Here is a 17,291-nt window from a genome sequence, read left to right as displayed (position 1 = left end):
GCATGACGGAGTCATTGGGAGAACAAGCGCCACGATGGGGCGAGCACAGGGCCATCGACGAGGACGAGATCTACGACCGGTTCTTCTCCTGGGTGGAGCGGACCAAGGGCATCAGCCCGTGGCCTCACCAGGAGGAGGCCGTCATGGATCTGCTCGCCGGTGACCATGTGATCCTCAACACGCCGACCGGATCGGGCAAGTCCCTGGTGGCGCTGGCCATGCATTTCGCCGCCTTGTGTACGGGTCGGCGCTCCTATTACACCGCGCCCATCAAGGCGCTGGTCTCCGAGAAGTTCTTCGATCTCGTCGCGACGCTGGGCCGGGATCAGGTTGGTATGGTCACCGGTGACACGAGGATCAACGCCGACGCGCCCGTGGTGTGCTGCACCGCCGAGATACTGGCCAACCAGGCGTTGCGCGAGGGGCGGGACGCCGATATCGGCTGCGTGGCGATGGATGAGTTCCATTATTACGGCGATCCGGAACGCGGATGGGCGTGGCAGGTGCCCCTGCTGACGTTGCCCGATACGCAGTTCCTGCTCATGAGCGCGACGTTGGGCGATGTGAGCGCCATCGCCGACCGATTGGAACGCGCGACCGACCGGGACGTCGACGTCATCGCCGACGCCCCGCGGCCTGTGCCGCTCAAATATGAATACACCGACCGACAGCTGGCCGCCACGGTCGAGTTGTTGTTCGACCGTCAGCAGACTCCTGTCTACGTCGTGCATTTCTCGCAGGATGCGGCGTTGGAGACCGCGCAGGCGCTCGCCAGCAGCGGTGTGTCCAGCAAGGAGCAGCGCTCCGCCATCTCCGACGCCATGAAGGGCACGCGGTTCACGACGGGCTTCGGCAAGATCCTGCAGCGTCTTCTGCGTTCCGGTGTGGGCATTCACCACGCCGGCATGCTGCCGCGCTACCGCAGGCTGGTCGAGCAGCTCGCACAGCAGGGTCTGCTGCCGGTCATCTGCGGCACCGACACCCTCGGCGTGGGCATCAACGTTCCCATCCACACGGTGGTGCTCACCGCGCTGACCAAATTCGATGGCAGGAAGATGCGCCGGTTGCGTGCCCGCGAATTCCACCAGATCGCCGGCCGCGCCGGCCGCATCGGCTTCGACACCGAAGGGCTGGTGGTCGCCGAGGCGCCGGAATTCGAGATCGAGAACGCCCGCGCCATCGCCAAGGCCGGCGACGACCCCAAGAAGCTGCGTAAGATCAAGCGCAAGAAGCCCCAGGAGGGTTTCGTGGTCTGGACGAAGGCCACCTTCGAGCATCTCACCGAGGCCGAGCCCGAGACCCTGACGCCGCATCTGGAGATCACCCATGCCATGGTGCTCAACGAGGTCGCCCAGGGAGGCGACGCGAGGGCCCGCATGGACCGTCTCGTCGACGATTCCGCGCAGAGCGACGAGCAGAAGGAACGGTTGCACGAACGCGTCGCCGAGATATTCCAGACCATGCTCGACGCACGGTTCATCGAAACCGAGGACGATGGCTCGGGGCACGTCGCATACCTGTTGGCCATGGACATGCCCGACAATTTCGCGTTGGACCAGCCGCTCTCGCCGTTCGTGCTCGCCGCGCTGGAACTGCTCGACCGGGAGTCGCCCACCTATGCGCTGGACGTGGTGTCCATGGTCGAGGCCACGCTCGACGACCCCAAGCAGGTGCTCAAGGCCCAGCAACGGCAGGCCAGGGACGTCGCCATGACCGCCATGAAGGAGGAGGGGCTCGAATACGACGAACGTATGGATCGCCTGCAGGAGGTCACGTATCCCAAGCCGCTCGAAGAGCTGCTCGACGCCGCGTTCTCGCAGTATTGCCAGGATCTGCCGTGGGCGAGGGATTACGAGCTGAGCCCCAAATCCGTGGTGAGGGACATGGTCGAGACGGCCAGCGATTTCAACGGGTATATCTCGCGGTACGGCATCGCACGCTCCGAAGGCACCTTGCTGCGGTATCTGTCCGACGCCTATCGGGCGCTCGCCAGAACCGTGCCCCTGGAATCCCGCGACGAGACGCTCGACGACATCATATCCTGGCTGCGTGTGGTCGTACGGTCCGTGGATTCGAGCCTGGTCGACGAATGGGAGGAGGCCGGGCAGGATGCGACGCCGGATATGACGCCCCCCGATGCCTCACGGTCGAAGGAGGCCCGGGTGGTCGAGGACAGGCGCGGGCTCATCGTGCTGATTCGCAATGCGTTGTTCCGCCGCGTGAAACTCATGGACTTGGATCGGCCGCAGGATCTCGGCGCACTCGACACGGACTGGGGGTACGGCGTCCATGTGTGGGAACGGGTGCTCGATGAGTACTACGATGCGCACGAATACGTCGGCATCGATGCGAAGGCGCGGGGCGGCGATCTGTTCATCCTCGACGATGCGCATGAACGCGACGAGCATACGTGGCGCGTGCGCCAGATCATCGACGATTCGGACGGCGATCACGACTGGGCGATCACCGGAGTCGTCGATCTCGATGCGACGCAGGAGAGTGGCGACGTGATCTTCGAGGACTACCACGTCGGCGCGTTCGGCGAGGATGCCCGATTCGATGATGGTACCGACGATGGCAGCGATGATGATGGCATGGGTGACGACTCCGATGATGCAGCCGATGCCACCGATGACGCCGTGGCGGAAGGCGAGGTCGAGGATGGTCGATGATCTGCTCAGCGCCGCCGAGGCGCCCCAGGAGATGACGCGCCCCCTCGCGGTGCGCATGCGGCCGAGCACACTCGACGAAGTGGTCGGCCAGTCCGCGGTGCTGCGCCCGGGTTCCCCGCTTCGGCGTCTGGCCGACTCCGCTTCGACGGGGTCACGCACGGCGCCCAGTTCCGTGCTGCTGTACGGGCCTCCCGGGGTCGGCAAGACGACCCTGGCCTACATCGTCGCGCAGCAGTCAGGGCGGGAGTTCGAGGAATTGTCGGCCGTCTCCTCGGGAGTCAAGGACGTGCGCGCGGTGCTGCAACGGGCACATGAACGCCTGGTGACGACGGGCAGGGAGACCGTCCTGTTCATCGACGAGGTCCACCGGTTCTCCAAATCGCAGCAGGATGCGTTGCTGCCCAGCGTGGAGAACCGCGACGTCACCTTCATCGGCGCGACGACGGAGAATCCGAGTTTTTCGGTCATCGCCCCGTTGCTGAGCCGCTCGGTCGTGGTCAAACTCGAGTCGCTCGAGGATGACGATCTGCGCACGCTCATCATCCGTGCCGTGGGCGATCCCCGGGGTCTGGACGGCGAGGTCGTGGCGGGCAAGGAGGCGGTCGACGCGGTCATCCGGATGGCCGGGGGAGACGCCCGCAAGGCCCTGACCATACTCGAGGCGGCGGCGGGGGCCGTGCTGTCGGTACAGCCCCGCACCAAGGGCGACGAGGGGAAGACCGCGTCGCGTACGCCTCCCGAAATCGATGCCGATACCGTGTCCCGAGTCATGGATGTGGCCACCGTGCGCTACGACAAGAAGGGCGACGATCATTACGACGTCGCCTCGGCCTTCATCAAATCCATGCGCGGTTCGGATCCCGACGCCTCGCTCCACTACCTCGCTCGGATGCTGCGCGCGGGGGAGGACCCGCGGTTCATCGCGCGGCGCATCATGATCGCCGCCGCGGAGGAGGTCGGCATGGCGGCACCGCAGGTGCTGCAGGTCACCGTCGCCGCAGCCCAGGCTGTGGCCATGATCGGCATGCCCGAGGCGCGGATCATCCTGTCCGAAGCCGTCCTCGCGGTCGCCACCGCGCCGAAATCCAACGCCAGCTACCTGGCGATCAACGAGGCGCTCGCCGACGTGGACGCCGGCAGGATCGGGCCGGTGCCGTTGCATCTGCGCAATGCCCCAACCAAGCTCATGAAGCAGTGGGGCAACCACGAGGGCTACCGGTATGCCCACGATGCCCCCGGGGCGGTCGCCACGCAGCAGTACATGCCCGACATCCTTGAAGGGCGCGAGTACTACCACCCGAACGAACGTGGCTACGAACGCGAGGTGGGGCAGCGGCTCCAAACGATACGCGGCATCCTGCACGGCGAGGATGCCGGTCCCCGAGACGGCCATGCCCCGGATCATCAGCACGGTCAGACACGGGACGACTGATTGTGTTGCGCGGCCTCCTAGGCAGGGGATGCGGTTAGACTGTCCCGGGAAGCCCGTGGGGCGTCGCGTGGAATCTGGAAGGTGATGTGGTTGGTGAGCGAGCCGGTGCAACGGTCGAATGGTGCGGATATGTCGAAGGATGGTGGGGCCGACGTGGATGACGGGCGCATCTCGAAGAGTCTGATCGGGTCGATCGTCGCGACCGGATCGCTGTCCTTCATAGGGATTCTGACCGAAACCGTGATGACGGTGCTGTTCCCGGAGCTCATGCGCGAATTCCGGGTGGACACGTCCACCGTGCAGTGGATCACGACCATCTACCTCGTCACGGTGTCCGTGACCATACCGATGTCGTCGTTCCTCCGACGGCGGTATCGGCTGAAGTCCGTCTTCGTCGCCGCGGTGGTCTTCACCATGACGGGGTCGGCCATCATGATCGTGTCGCATTCCTTCGCCATGCTCATCGTCGCCCGCATCATCCAGGGCATCGGATCGGGCATCGCCACCCCGCTGATGATGAACATCATCCTCGAGCAATCGCCCAGATCGAAGCTCGGCCGCCTCATGGGACTGGGGTCGTTGGTCATCACCACCGCACCCGCCATCGGCCCGACGGTGGGAGGTGCCGTCGCCAGCGTCCTGCCGTGGCGTGCCATCTTCGTCATCGTCCTGCCGATCATGGCGTTGTCGTTGCTGTTGGGGCTGCGATGCATCAGCCAGTCGGGCACGACCGGGAACGCTCGGTTCAATGGTCTGCAGTTCCTGTGCATCACCGTCTCGCTGGTCATCCTCATTATGGCGCTCAACCAGGGCGGCGTGGCCATCGGCGCCGCGGTGGCGGGCCGTCGTGATGCGGGCCCTGCGGTGGTGGCACTCGTGAGTCTGATCGTCGGCGTTGCCCTGTTGGTGTGTTTCGTCAAGATCTCGAGGCGGTCGTTCTCCCCGTTGCTGCGCATCGGATTGCTCGAGGATCCGGTGGTGGCCTTGCATGCCTTCGCCTACCTCATTCTGCCGATGGTGGGCATTGGATTCGGGTATTTGCTCACCACCCTCGCCCAGCTCTCCCTAGGCACCGACTCGTTCCTCGCCGGCGTCCTCGTGCTGCCCGGCACCTTGATCGGCGCGGCGCTGGCCCCGTTGGGCGGCTGGCTCTATGACCGGTTCGGCGCGAGCCGGCCGATCCTCATATCCCTGGGCTTCGCCAGGGTCGGCGCCGTCCTGCTGCTCATCTTCTCCGGTTCGTTGACCCCGTGGCGGGTCGCCGTGTTCTACGGTGTGTTCGGCGTCGGCTATGCGGTGGGCATGGCCAATGTCATCACCAGCGCCATGCGCGACGTGCCCGCCGAATTCACCCCGGACGGCACCGCCATCTTCAACACGCTGTTGCAGTTCGGCGGAGCGGCCGGCACGGCGTTGTTCTCCACCATCATCGGCGTGGCGCAGACGGGTTCGGGGCCGCAGGGCAGCGCCTCCTTCCGGCAGGCGACGCAGATGGGCGGCACGTGGAATTTCGTGCTCATCGTCGTGATGGTCGCGTTGGGCTGGGCATGCCTGTGGCGTGCGTTCTCGATACACGCCCGCCGCACCGGACATCGCGTGTTTACCGACTGACCGTACACTCGATGGCGTGGGCCGTCAGTCCGTATCGTCACGGACATCCGTTCCCGGAAGGTGAGCGTCATCCGACGGCGGCCCGGAAACGAGGCGTCGTCATGCATGATCTGATCGTCAATATGCTGCCGTTGCGCGAGGAGGAGCGTGACCGGTTCCTGCAGTCCGCCCCGGCGGTGCGTCAGGTGTTTACCGGTGATCCCGCCGAGCGCGACGCCCCCTCCTGGAGCCAGCACCTGCCTGAGGATGTGCTTGAGGAGGCCACCGTCGTCATCGGCAATCCTCCCGTCGACCTGATCCGTCGATGCCCGAATTTGCGATGGATGCAGACCTGGAGCGCGGGATTCGAGGAGTATGCGGCCCCCGGTGTGCTGCCCGAATCGGCGATGATCAGCAACGCCACCGGGGCGTATGGCCAGGCGGTCGGCGAGCATATGTTCGCCATGATGTGGGCCCTCATGAAACGCCTGCCCGCCTACGCCGTGCAACAGACGCATGAGCAGTGGCTCGACGCCGGCCGGGTGCTCAGCCCCGAGGGCGGCACGGCCTTGGTGATCGGTACCGGCGACATCGGCAGGCATTTCGCCAGGCTCGCGCGCGGCGTGGGCATGCGTACTCTGGGTGTCCGTCGTAAGGCCGCACGCTCACTGCCCGAAATCGATGAGATGCATGGATTCGACGATCTCCCGGAATTGTTGCCGCGGGCCGATGTCGTGGCGATGGTCGTGCCGTCCACGCCGCAGACGCGACATCTGCTCGACCGTGAAGCGTTGGCCGCACTGTCGCCGCACGCGATCATCGTCAATGCGGGGAGGGGCGATGCCATAGACACCGGAGCGTTGGCCGAGGCGTTGCATGGCGGTCGGATCTGGGGGGCGGGATTGGACGTCACCGACCCCGAGCCCCTGCCCAAGGGCCATGCGCTGTGGTCGGAGCCGCGGTGCCTCATCACCCCGCATATCGCCGGCAGCAATCATCTGGCCTCCGTATCCGACGCCATCATCGCGATAGCGCTCGAGAACGAGCGACGGTATGTGTCGGGGGAGAAGCTGCACAACGCCCGTCGCTGAAGTGGCGTACTCGGGTTGCTGTGCTGTTGCTGTGTCGGGCGTTACTGTGCCACGTCCGGGTTGCTGGGCCGCAACCGGTAGTACCGACGGATGTCGGTGCGTCAGAGCTTCGTGTCGAGCGGCGCGTCGATGGATTCGATGTGCCGCACGTGCGGGCGCCATACCGGCCTTCCGGCGGTGACCACGAGTTTCGGCGAGGCCAGGGTGCGCAGGTCGCGTGCCGGATCGTCATCGAGCACGAGCAGATCGGCCGACTTGCCGACCGTGATGGAGCCCGTCTCGCGAGAGATCCCAAGGATTTCGGCATTGCCCTGCGTGGCGGCATGGAAGGCTTCGGCGGCGCTGAATCCCGCGTAGTGGGCGAGCAGGTACAGTTCGCGCCACGTGGAGTACTGCGTGACGAAGGTCATCCCGGAATCGGTGCCCACGCCGACCTTGACGCCATGCATGTGCGCATTTCGTGCACCGGCGATCATGCCATCGGTGATCTCCTTGGCGCTGGCCGCCTGGATGTCGTTGATGCCGGTGAGTTCCTGGGGCAGTGCCGTCAGGGCGAGACCTGCGGACATGGTCGGTATGAGTGCTGAATATCCCCGAAGGGCATGGGGATTGTCGGCGAACAACTCCAGCGTCTCCTCGTTCAGGTGAGCTCCATGTTCGATGGTGTCGACACCCGCCTCGAGAGCCGCGCGCACCCCTTCGGGGCTCTGCGCGTGGGCCGCCACGATCATATCGTCCGCATGGGCGACATCGCATATCGCCCGCATGGAGGCGACATCCATCTGTGGTCTTCCGGCCTCGCCGGGTTCCTGGGCGTCGGTGATGCCGCCCGTAGCGGCGATCTTGAGGACATTCACGCCGTGGTCGATGTTCGTCTCCGCATTGCGGCGCGACTCGTCAGGACCCTCACCGGTCAGTGCCACCAGCGGCGCCCCATGCCCTTCAGGTACGGCCAGCATTGGTCCCGATGCGAGTATCCGCGGACCGAGCAGCGCCCCGGATTCGACCTTGCGGCGCAATGCCACGGCCTCGTAGCCGATATCGCCCAAAGTCCGGACCGTCGTGACCCCGGAGCGTAGCAGTGTCGTCAGATTCGTACGGGCCTTCGACGTGGCTACGGCTCGGCCGCCCGGTGTGCTCAGCAGGGATTTGAGACGTTTCTGGGCTCGCGGCGTGGCGCGGTCCGGGTCCAGCGGCCTGCCGTCGGAGAAGAGGTGGACATGCGCGTTGATGAGTCCGGGCGCCACGTATTTGCCCGTTGCATCGATGCGATGGTAGTGGGCGGGTATGCCGATGGTGTCGCTCGGTGCGATGGTCTCGATGCGTCCGGTCTCGTTCACCACGACGCTCATGTCGCTCAGCGTGGTGCCGTCGACGTCGCCTGTGCCGATGGTCGCATGATCGATGGCGAAGGGTTCGATCTTCGATGTTCGCCCGGGAAGCATCATCATCAATCTCCTGTGATAGTCTCTGATATTCGTTTCACTGTATCATCCGCATCGTGGGTGTCGGGGCCGTTTCCCGTAGGGGTGAACGGCCCCGATGACCCGCCTGGCGACAGGGCCGGGCACCCCTTGGATCGGGCGGCATAGTCGTCAGCGAGATTCGTGAGTCAGAGGAACATGAGTGCGATGAGCAGCATGATGTAGGCCGCGCACAACGTGGCGAAGACGATGTCCCGTGCGGCGATGCTCATCCGGCGCCAATGGGTTCTGTGGATGCCTTCCTCGTAACAGCGCGCGTCCAGGGCGAGGCTGAGGTTGTCGGCATGCCGCAGGGTGCCGGCGAACACCGGGATGAGGATGGCGCCGAGCGCCCTGATGCGCTGCGTGAGCGACCCGGTTTCGATGCTGCCACCGCGTGCGGCCTGGGCGTCGATGATCGCATGGGTCTCCAGGGTCAGGGTCGGCATGAACCGCAGCGCCAGGCTCATGACCAACGCAAGTTCCTGGGTGTGCACGCGGCGGCGCAGCGGCGAGAGCAGCGAACCGACCGCGTCGGTCAGTGAGGTCGGCATCGTGGTGGCCAGCAGTATCGCGCCGAGAATGATGACCATGGCGAGTCGGCTGGTGTAGAGCACGGCCACCATGAGCCCGTCGGTCGTGATGGGGATGGTGAAGACGGTGGCGAGGGTGCGCCCTCCACGCACGAAGAACACGTTGAGCAGTCCCATGGCGGCGAAGAGCGCCAGGAAGCCGCTGATGGAACGCCACATTGCCCGCGGATGCATGCGTGCGGCGATCGTCATGGCCGTGACCATGACCGCCGTGGCGATGAGCTGCGCGGGTGAGACGACGGTGAAGGCGGTGAACATGAGCGCCAGGAAGGAGACGAGTTTGACGCGAGGGTCGAGCGAAGCGATGAACGAGGGGGAGGGAACCGGATGGACGGCCGTCCTGCCTTCGATCGCAACGTGATCCGGGTGGTCGTGCGATGTCGTGGTCGTGCGGGGCGTCTCTGCCGGCTCGTTGACGGCCGAGTCCATCTTCGTGCCAGTGGCCGCATCCATATCCGCAGCCTCATCGGGCGTCGGCATCTGCAGCGTCCGGTCACACAGGCTCGCGGCCTCCTGCGGCGAATGCGTGATGAGCAGCATGGTGACCCCGCGGGTCCGCAGCTCGTGGACGAGGTCATGGATACCGGTCTTGGCACGGGCGTCGAGACTGGCCGTGGGCTCGTCCATGACGAGGATGTTCGGCCGGCAGGCGAGGATGCCGGCGATGGCGACCAGGCGCTGCTGTCCGCCGGAGAGACTGAAGGGCGAACGCTGCGCGAGATGGGAGATGTGCACGAGCGTCATCGCCTCGTCGACGCGTTCCCTGACCTCCGTGGGCGACAGGCCCTGGTTGCCCGGCCCGTAGGCGATGTCGGCGGCGACGGTTCGAGCGAACAACTGGCGTTCGGGCCGTTGCATGATGAACCCCGTCTCGCGGCGCAGCGCCTTGCGGGCGCGTCGGGAGCGCGAGGTCACGTCCAATCCGCCGACGCGGATCGTGCCGCTGTCCGGGCGGGTCAGCGCGCAGATCATGCGGGCGAGCGTCGTCTTCCCCGAGCCGTTGCGTCCCATGATCGCGACCGTTTCGCCGCGGGAGACGCTGAAGGACAGGTCGTTGATCACCGTCGCGCCGCCGTACCCATAGTGTTTCGAGACGTGGCTGACTTCGATCGCGGGCTCGGTGGTGTGCGCACGCCATTGGGAGTCGATGACCGGGCATGACGGGCGCGTCGCGTCGCTGTCGGGAGCTGCGCCGCCGTCGGCGCCCACGACGGCATCGGGGTGTGCATCCGGATGATCGTGCGTGCGATCCCGGGGCGCCTGGATGAATTCCGGCAACGTCGAGGTCTCGGCGGGCCATGACCCGTCGCGGCGGATGTCGGCCACGATCCGGCCGTGGTCCAGACGGATGATGCGGTCGGCGTGGGGCGTTTCGTCGGCGAGATGGGTGACGTGCACGATCGTCGTGCCCGCCTGGTGCATGCGGTGCAGCGTGTGCACCACATCGTGGCGTGCGACGGTGTCGAGCATTGCGGTGGGTTCGTCGAGGACGATCATGCGGGGTTCCATCGCCAACGCTCCGGCGATGGCGATGCGCTGTTGCTGTCCGCCGCTCATATGGGTCGGATCGGCGTCGCGGTACCGTGCCATGTCCACCGCATCCAGGGCGTATGCCATGCGATCGCCGATGCGTTCCCGTGGGAATCCGAGATTCTCGGGGCCGAAGGCGATGTCGTCCTGCACGACGGTGGTGACGATCTGATCCTCGGGGTTCTGGAACACCGCGCCGATCGACCGGCGGGCGCGCCGGTATTCCTGCGGTCGCGGCCCGTCGTCGTCGAAGACGGTGGATCCCAGGAGTTCGACGACGCCGTGGTCCGGGGCGATGAGTCCCGCCAGGATCTTCGACAACGTGGATTTCCCGGAACCGTTGGGTCCCATCAGGCACAGGCTTTCGCCGGCGCGAATGTCCAGATCGACGCCGTCAAGCGCCCATGTGGCGCCCCGGTCGTAGCTGAAGCGCACATTGCGCAGGCTGGCCACCACGGAGATGTCCGGATCGGCGGCGCTCCGGACATCCGGGGTCGCCGAAGCGACTGGGCTCGGCGACTCTTGGTTCGTCCGCTCGCGGACGTCGCTCGGGTCGAATATGGCCTCGGCGCTCATGCTGTCGCCTCCGATCAGCGGTGCAGCAGGTTCGAGACCGGCTTGTAGATGACGTAGGTGGCGATGCCGTCGATGGCGAATTTAATGAGGTTGAACGGCAGCAATGCGGGCACGATCAGCGCCGCCACGGCCTGGACGCTCATCTTGGCGTAGATCGGCGTGATGATGAGATTGCCCAGAATCGCCACGGCCAAGGCGACCAATGCACCGACGACCAGACCGAGCGCCGCGGCCTTGCGCGAGCGGTGGGAACGGTAGATGAAGGCGGAGGGCAGGCCCAGGCCCAATGCCACGAGGATGGCCAGGAGGGCGCCCCACGGGTCCATGAGCAGATGCGGGGCGAAGCCCAGCACGCCGACGATGGACGCCGCGGATGGCCCGAAAGCGAATCCGGCGATCAGCACGATGATGCCCGAGGGGTCGTATTTGAGCCAGGGCATGGCGGGCATGAGCGGCACTTCGATGAAGCTGGTGACGATCGCCAGGGCGACGAAGAGGGCGTAGATGGCGATGCGGCGCGTGGACCAGCGGCCGGAATCGGATACGCCGGTGTCGTGGGCGTTGCGTGCCTCCGTCGAACGCAATGCGGCGGATTGCGCATCGGTGAGATGCCCGGCGCCCGCGGCGTCCTTGCCCGCAGCGGCGCCGGTATCGGCGCGGTGTGCGGAATTGGTTTGATCGAAGCCGTTTTCGGCATGCTGAATAGAGCTCATGGGAGCCTCGTTTCTTCCATCCGGACTGTAACCGTTGGCTCCGGATTCTCACCGGGTCAACCGCGTGGGTACGCGGGTTGCGGGCTTCGCCTTCATCCGTTATGAATCCCGGATGAGCCGTTACCGCCAGTAAGGAGTCGCACCTTCCCTGAAACTTGCACAGCACATCCAAGCACAAAACCGCACGGTGCGCAACACGCGTCCCGCTTCCCTTCGCCCTGAGCTTGACGGGTTGGTCCCGGGTGAGCCTGGTTGCCCGAGCCGTCCGACGCGCGCCGGGACACCGCGATAAGTCACCCCGGCCACGTATGATGCAAACGCTTGCTCCACGTATCCGTGGCGTGTGATGTGTCGCTGCAGCGGCGCCATGGATGGCCGGTCGAACGATTTATAATCATGACTGATAGAGAGGTTTATGATGATTGCAACTGCACAGGCTTTCGGCGTCGATATCGGGGGCTCCGGCATCAAGGCGGCGCCGGTGGATCTCGAACATGGTGAGTTCGCCGAGCCGCGTCTCAAGATCCTTACCCCGAAGGTCTCGACGCCCCAATCGGTTGCGGCCATCGTCAAGCAGCAGCTCGAGCACTTCGAAGTGGGCGAGGACACCCCCATGGGCGTCGCGTTCCCGGCCCCCATCAAACCAGGTCAGAAGCTTGACTTCATGGCGAATCTCGATCAGTCGTGGATCGGTGTCGATGTCACCGAGGTCTTCTCCGAGGCGTGCGGACGCCCTGTCACGGTCGTCAATGACGCCGACGCCGCCGGACTCGCCGAGCAGCGGTTCGGTGCGGCCAAGGGCCAGGATGGCCTGGTCATCGCCACCACTCTCGGCACCGGCATCGGCACGGCCCTGATCTACAACGGCGTGCTCATCCCGAACACCGAGCTCGGTCACATCGAACTGCCCAAGGGCAAGGGCGACGCCGAGAAGTGGGCCGCCTCCTCCGTCAAGGACAACGAGGGGCTGAGCTACAAGCAGTGGGCCAAGCGTCTGACGAAGTACTACGGCCTGCTCGAGAAGTACTTCAACCCCGACCTCTTCGTCGTCGGCGGCGGCGTGAGCCGGGCCAGCGACAAGTTCCTGCCGCTCATCGACATCAATGCCGAAATCGTCCCCGCCAAGTTGCGCAACGAGGCCGGCATCATCGGTGCGGCCTATTACGCCACGACGAAGCAGCTGCACTGATTCGATAGCTGACGTCGTCGACGCCCGGTCCGGTCGCTGCCTGAGGGTGCGGCTAGGCTGGGCGTCGTGCGTTTCTCCTCACGAGTCGATACCGGCAACCCCAATCCCATCATCGTCGAGCAACGGCGGGCGCTCGCCGCGGGGGAGGCGCTGACATCGCTCAACGATTCCAATCCCACCCGTCACGGTCTGGCGCCGGAGGGGTTGTCCTCGGTGTATCGGGCCCAGCCCCGCGGCCCCATCGAGGCGCGTCGCGCGCTGGCGCGATTCCTCACCGACCAGGACGAACGAACCCGCTCCTATCGACTGCCCGCGGTGGATCCCGAGCATCTGTATCTGCTCAGCTCGACGTCGCAGGCCTATTCCTGGCTCATGAAACTGTTCTGCGACGCTGGCGACGCCGTCCTGGCGCCGACCCCCGGCTATCCGCTGATCGCATCGATCGCCCGGCTCGAGAACGTGCATGCCCTGCCCTATCAGTTGCGATTCGACGGGTCGTGGGTCATCGATCTCGCCGGCATCGCCGCCGTGCTGGACGGTCCCCAAGGGGACCGGGTGAGGGCGTTGATCGTCATCAATCCGAACAATCCGACCGGTTCGTACGTCAGACCGCAGGAGCGCGCCGCGCTGCTGGACCTGTGCACGCGCCACGGCATCGCCCTGATCGCCGATGAGGTCTTCTTCGATTACGCGTTGGAGCCGTTCCCCGGCAACGATCGATTGGCCGGAGAGCCGGCGGTGCTCACCTGCGGCCTCGACGGCTTCTCCAAGATGTTGGCGGCGCCCCATGCCAAGGTCGGGTGGATCCGGTTGTCAGGCCCCGACGTCGAGGTACGCGAGGCCACACGACGACTCGATGTGATCGCCGATGATTACCTGCCGATGAGCGATATCATCGCGCGGCGCATCCCCGCGCTGCTGGACGATGCCGAAGCGCAGACCGCGTTGGTCCAGGCGCGGGTGCGCGGTAATCTCACGGCGCTCCACCGGATGCTTGAGGAGGATGGGGGCAGCCCCATCTCCGTGCTGCGCGCCGAAGGCGGGTGGAACGTCCTGCTGCGTGTCCCCGCGGTCCTCGACGAGGATGAACTCGTGCTGAGCATGATTCGCGAACACGGCCTGACCGGTCAGCCCGGCTACTTCTTCGATATGCCATCGAATGGCTATCTGGCCGTTTCGCTCCTGCCCGAACCCGAGGAATTCGAACGGCACATCCGTCAGGTCATCGAGACCGTGAGCCGTATGCTGGGCTGAGCCCAGACGCCGACGCGGCGAGGGCGCTCGGCGTCTCCAAGGCCCGATGTCCAGGCCCGAGGTCCAAGGCCGATCGCATTCAGAGCACGGTGAACCAGGAGCTGACGATATGGAACAGCCCCGGTGAGGTGCGCATCAGGGAGTCGTCGCGCCCCAACACGAAGGCCGACAGCAGCGTGATGAGCAGGCAGTCCAGCAGCAGCGCCAGCATGGCCGAACGCGTGCACCATAAGCGAACCCGCCGGATACGCGTACGTGTCGTCGTCGATGGCGCGGTCGGCGACGTTGGACCGTCGGGCAACGGGTCCGGAGCCGTCTCGCCGAGCATCACCAGCATCGCCCCGATGGCGGGCAGGGCGAACAGCCAGCAGAAATCGGCCATGTAGCGCCAACCCAGGCCTCCCGTCACGGCGTCCACGACGATGAGGGTCATCGCGAGCGCCATGCAGGCGGTGAGGAATCGCCATGATCCGTTGCGGTGCATCCGTCGACGCAGGAAGGGCGTCGCGAGCGCCATCAGCAGCGCCGGACACAGCATGACCATGCCGCCGATCATCGGTTCGGTGAACCCCCAACGGGGCAGCGGAGTGGGTGATATCGCCAGGAAGGGGAAGCGGTCGGTCGGGTGCAGGGGCAGCGCCAGATAATAGCCGATCATGTGCAGCACATTGGCCGCCGACGCTCGGTACGAGGTCATGTCGGTGACGGTCATCTGGTAGTCGACCCCGAAATCGAGGGGTGAGCCGAAACGCCGGGCGTTGTACCATCCCACGGCCGCGAGGAAACACCCCGCGGGGGCCAGCACGCTCACGAGGAGACCGCGCAGGGACCCGCATCGCCAGCGTGGGCCGCCCCGTCGGCACAGGGCTTTGATCTGCGGCCAGAAGATGGCGAATCCCAACAGGGACGTCGGCGCGAAGGTGGGGCGGCAGGCGAGGGTGGCCGCTATGGCGGCGGTACCGCCGGCCAGACGGGGCAGGGACAGCGCGGGGGCGCCCTCCACCTGCCATCGACCCCGGCGGGGGAGCCGACGTTCTTCGGTCAGCCCGGGTGCCTGGTCGTTGGTCGTGTCGTTGGTGGTGCCGACGGCCGAGAGCCAGAGCAGCAGACCAAGCGTGGCGAGCAGCATGGCGGCGACGAAGGGCACGGAATAGAAATTCGTGCGCAGGATGAGATAACCGATGTTCGATCCGACGAGCATGAGCGCCAGGGCCATCGAGGTCGCGGCCAGCGAAGCCCGCGGCGCGAGGCGGCGCACCAGTGTGACGACCAGCAGACCGGCGGTGAGCAGGAAGCCGAACGCCAGCAGAATCACGGCCGCCGAGGAGGGCATCATGGCTCCGCCGGGAACCCACCATGAGGATATGAGTCGGTACGGCGCGAAGATCAGGAGGGCGGGGAGCGCACCGAAGTATGAGTACCAATGGCCATCGAACCAGGCGTAATCCCAGTAGATCGGCGAGACGCCCTGAGCGAGGAGCCGTTCGCGCACGGCGGTGTCGTAGGGGTGGTCCGCGTGGAACAGCGCATCGGGCGTCGGCAGATCGAGCCACAGCCGGCCGTGCAGCAGCGAGTCGGCGAGATGCCCGTAGAGATCGAAGTCATAGGTGTAGCCCGCGGGGGCATGGAACGCGAGTGGTGCGGGGGACCGCAGCGCGCTGACGACGCCGACGACGGCGATGACCGCGAGCACTCCGACCGCCGCCATGAATCCCCAGCATTGACGGCGGCTGCCGAGGTCAAGGGGAATCGACCACAGCCGGCTGCCCGGCCGCCAGGCGAGGACCAGTGCGGCGAGGATGATCATGCCGCCCACCCGCAGGCCGTCGATCTGGAACGGTACCCGCACGTTGGCGCGGACGGCGGCGAGCGGCAGGATCGTTCCGCGAGGCTCCTGGACCCAGACGCGGATCGTGCGCGCAGCATCCGTGCGCAGGTACAGTGAGCGTGGGGCAAGGAAGGAGACGGACCGCGTGGTCCCGACCCGTCCGTCGGAGTCGAGACGCAGATGCGCCGTCGTGCGCAGGCCCCGGGTCTGCGGTGTCCCGTCCGGTGTCGTGACGGAATCGACTCGTGCGAACCGTGATGTGCCGTCGGCGCCGACGTCCAGATACGCCTGCGTGGGATCGACGACCTCGAGCTTGCCGTCCCGGGTGCGTTGGATGCCGGAGCCGGTCGTGTTCGTGACGGCGTCGGTGTCGGTGCTCGCCGCCAGGGTCGACCAGAAGGCGGCGTTGCACACGAAGCACTCGACGAGCATGATCAGGACCAGCATGACCAACGCCGACACCATGCCCCGAGAACCGTGCGACCGTCGTCTATTATGCATACTCACCCCATTATTCTATAAGCATCATGTCTGGCTGGCTTGGAAGAATAAGCGCCATGCCCATAGACACACCATTCCCTTCCCAGAAAGGTCATACCGGACCGTCCGACGACCCTCGTTCGTCATCGTTGCGGTCGTTGTTCGCGCCACTGGTGCTGCCGTTCCTCACATCCGTCTCGGGGCCACTCGGCCGGTCCATGCGACGTACATCCCACATGCCGATGGGTGCCGCGGCGAAGCGAACGTTGGCCGCGGCCCTGGAGCGTGTGCTGTCGGCCGCATTCGGGGATGCCACCCGTATGCACGGCGAAGAGGCCGGCACGGAAGACGGTGCGAAAGACGGCGCGACCCGGACCCGGGGCGGTGAACACGGTCACGGTGATTGGCGCGATGGTCTGGCCGAGGCGTTGGCCGATCATGCCATGAGGCTCGGCCCTCTGGTAAAACGACGTGAATACGAAGGTTTCGCGGGATTCGACGAGGACCTGCGTCCGGGGTGGGCGCAGATGCCCAGAACCGCGGGCCGGGGGTTCTCCATCGGCGTCTTCTCGGGGCGGGACGGCTTTCTTCAGCTCGCCTTGGCCGATGACCATGGACGGGTGTTCATGGGCGCCGATCCCGATATGGATACCCATGACCATGATCCGAGTCTGATATTCGGCAACGAGGGGACCGTGCGCATACCACCCAAGCCACGCATGACGGGTCGTGGAATGCGGGATGCGGCCCCGAGCCTGCTGCGGCCCATCGAAGCCGTCATGCGCGGGCTGCAGCCGGACGAAGCGTCGAACGACCCCGTGGACGCGATGCAGGGCGGCATCGTCGGCAGGGACGATTCGGGGCAGATGCTCTGGCTCGC

At 65.8% G+C, this 17,291-nt stretch carries 9 protein-coding genes, 1 pseudogene and 1 riboswitch; of the genes and pseudogenes, 6 read left to right on the top strand and 4 right to left on the bottom strand.

Going from position 1 to position 17,291, the window contains the following annotated elements:
* Positions 1-2: 2 nt before the first annotated feature.
* From BMON_RS00285 to BMON_RS00270, 4 genes and pseudogenes are all read left to right on the top strand, one after another.
* Positions 3-2,531 (top strand): annotated as a pseudogene (locus tag BMON_RS00285) (DEAD/DEAH box helicase); the annotation flags it as partial.
* A 130-nt stretch (positions 2,532-2,661) separates the two neighbouring features.
* Complete coding sequence (locus BMON_RS00280; RefSeq protein WP_051917676.1) at positions 2,662-4,104, top strand: replication-associated recombination protein A; 1,443 nt, start codon at positions 2,662-2,664, stop codon at positions 4,102-4,104.
* Positions 4,105-4,233: 129 nt separating this feature from the next.
* Positions 4,234-5,715, top strand: coding sequence for an MFS transporter (locus BMON_RS00275; protein ID WP_033512209.1), 1,482 nt, complete (start codon positions 4,234-4,236; stop codon positions 5,713-5,715).
* A gap of 101 nt (positions 5,716-5,816) precedes the next feature.
* On the top strand, positions 5,817-6,785 hold the full coding sequence (locus BMON_RS00270; RefSeq protein WP_033512211.1) for a D-2-hydroxyacid dehydrogenase: 969 nt from the start codon (positions 5,817-5,819) through the stop codon (positions 6,783-6,785).
* A gap of 101 nt (positions 6,786-6,886) precedes the next feature.
* On the opposite strand, the gene BMON_RS00265 is transcribed toward BMON_RS00270, so the two are convergent.
* The 3 genes from BMON_RS00265 to BMON_RS00255 form a co-directional block, all read right to left on the bottom strand.
* A complete protein-coding gene (locus BMON_RS00265) occupies positions 6,887-8,236 on the bottom strand; it encodes a metal-dependent hydrolase family protein (protein ID WP_033511986.1) in 1,350 nt (449 codons plus the stop codon).
* A gap of 161 nt (positions 8,237-8,397) precedes the next feature.
* Positions 8,398-10,947, bottom strand: a complete 2,550-nt coding sequence (locus tag BMON_RS00260) for an energy-coupling factor transporter ATPase (protein ID WP_081882709.1) — start codon at positions 10,945-10,947, stop codon at positions 8,398-8,400.
* A 14-nt stretch (positions 10,948-10,961) separates the two neighbouring features.
* A complete protein-coding gene (locus BMON_RS00255; protein WP_081882708.1) occupies positions 10,962-11,660 on the bottom strand; it encodes an ECF transporter S component in 699 nt (232 codons plus the stop codon).
* Positions 11,661-11,664: 4 nt separating this feature from the next.
* Positions 11,665-11,820: riboswitch (FMN riboswitch) on the bottom strand.
* A gap of 258 nt (positions 11,821-12,078) precedes the next feature.
* Between BMON_RS00255 and ppgK the strand changes: the two genes are divergently transcribed.
* A complete protein-coding gene (gene ppgK, locus BMON_RS00250) occupies positions 12,079-12,849 on the top strand; it encodes a polyphosphate--glucose phosphotransferase (protein ID WP_033512215.1) in 771 nt (256 codons plus the stop codon).
* A gap of 66 nt (positions 12,850-12,915) precedes the next feature.
* Positions 12,916-14,103, top strand: coding sequence for a pyridoxal phosphate-dependent aminotransferase (locus tag BMON_RS00245; protein WP_033511988.1), 1,188 nt, complete (start codon positions 12,916-12,918; stop codon positions 14,101-14,103).
* Between the two features lie 79 nt (positions 14,104-14,182).
* Here BMON_RS00245 and BMON_RS00240 read toward each other — a convergent pair whose 3' ends face one another.
* Positions 14,183-16,432, bottom strand: a complete 2,250-nt coding sequence (locus BMON_RS00240; RefSeq protein ID WP_237745264.1) for a hypothetical protein — start codon at positions 16,430-16,432, stop codon at positions 14,183-14,185.
* Positions 16,433-17,291 lie beyond the last annotated feature (859 nt).

This window comes from Bifidobacterium mongoliense DSM 21395 (assembly GCF_000741285.1).
Lineage (GTDB): Bacteria > Actinomycetota > Actinomycetes > Actinomycetales > Bifidobacteriaceae > Bifidobacterium > Bifidobacterium mongoliense.
This window is presented reverse-complemented; position numbering and strand designations above follow the sequence as displayed.

What these genes read in the sequence shown, in the direction of transcription:
- BMON_RS00265 (WP_033511986.1), bottom strand. Translation starts at nt 8,236, where the DNA reads ATGATGATGCTTCCCGGGCGAACATCGAAGATCGAACCCTTCGCCATC.
- BMON_RS00275 (WP_033512209.1), top strand. Translation starts at nt 4,234, where the DNA reads ATGTCGAAGGATGGTGGGGCCGACGTGGATGACGGGCGCATCTCGAAG.
- BMON_RS00255 (WP_081882708.1), bottom strand. Translation starts at nt 11,660, where the DNA reads ATGAGCTCTATTCAGCATGCCGAAAACGGCTTCGATCAAACCAATTCC.
- BMON_RS00270 (WP_033512211.1), top strand. Translation starts at nt 5,817, where the DNA reads ATGCATGATCTGATCGTCAATATGCTGCCGTTGCGCGAGGAGGAGCGT.
- BMON_RS00280 (WP_051917676.1), top strand. Translation starts at nt 2,662, where the DNA reads ATGGTCGATGATCTGCTCAGCGCCGCCGAGGCGCCCCAGGAGATGACG.
- ppgK (WP_033512215.1), top strand. Translation starts at nt 12,079, where the DNA reads ATGATTGCAACTGCACAGGCTTTCGGCGTCGATATCGGGGGCTCCGGC.
- BMON_RS00240 (WP_237745264.1), bottom strand. Translation starts at nt 16,432, where the DNA reads ATGCATAATAGACGACGGTCGCACGGTTCTCGGGGCATGGTGTCGGCG.
- BMON_RS00260 (WP_081882709.1), bottom strand. Translation starts at nt 10,947, where the DNA reads ATGAGCGCCGAGGCCATATTCGACCCGAGCGACGTCCGCGAGCGGACG.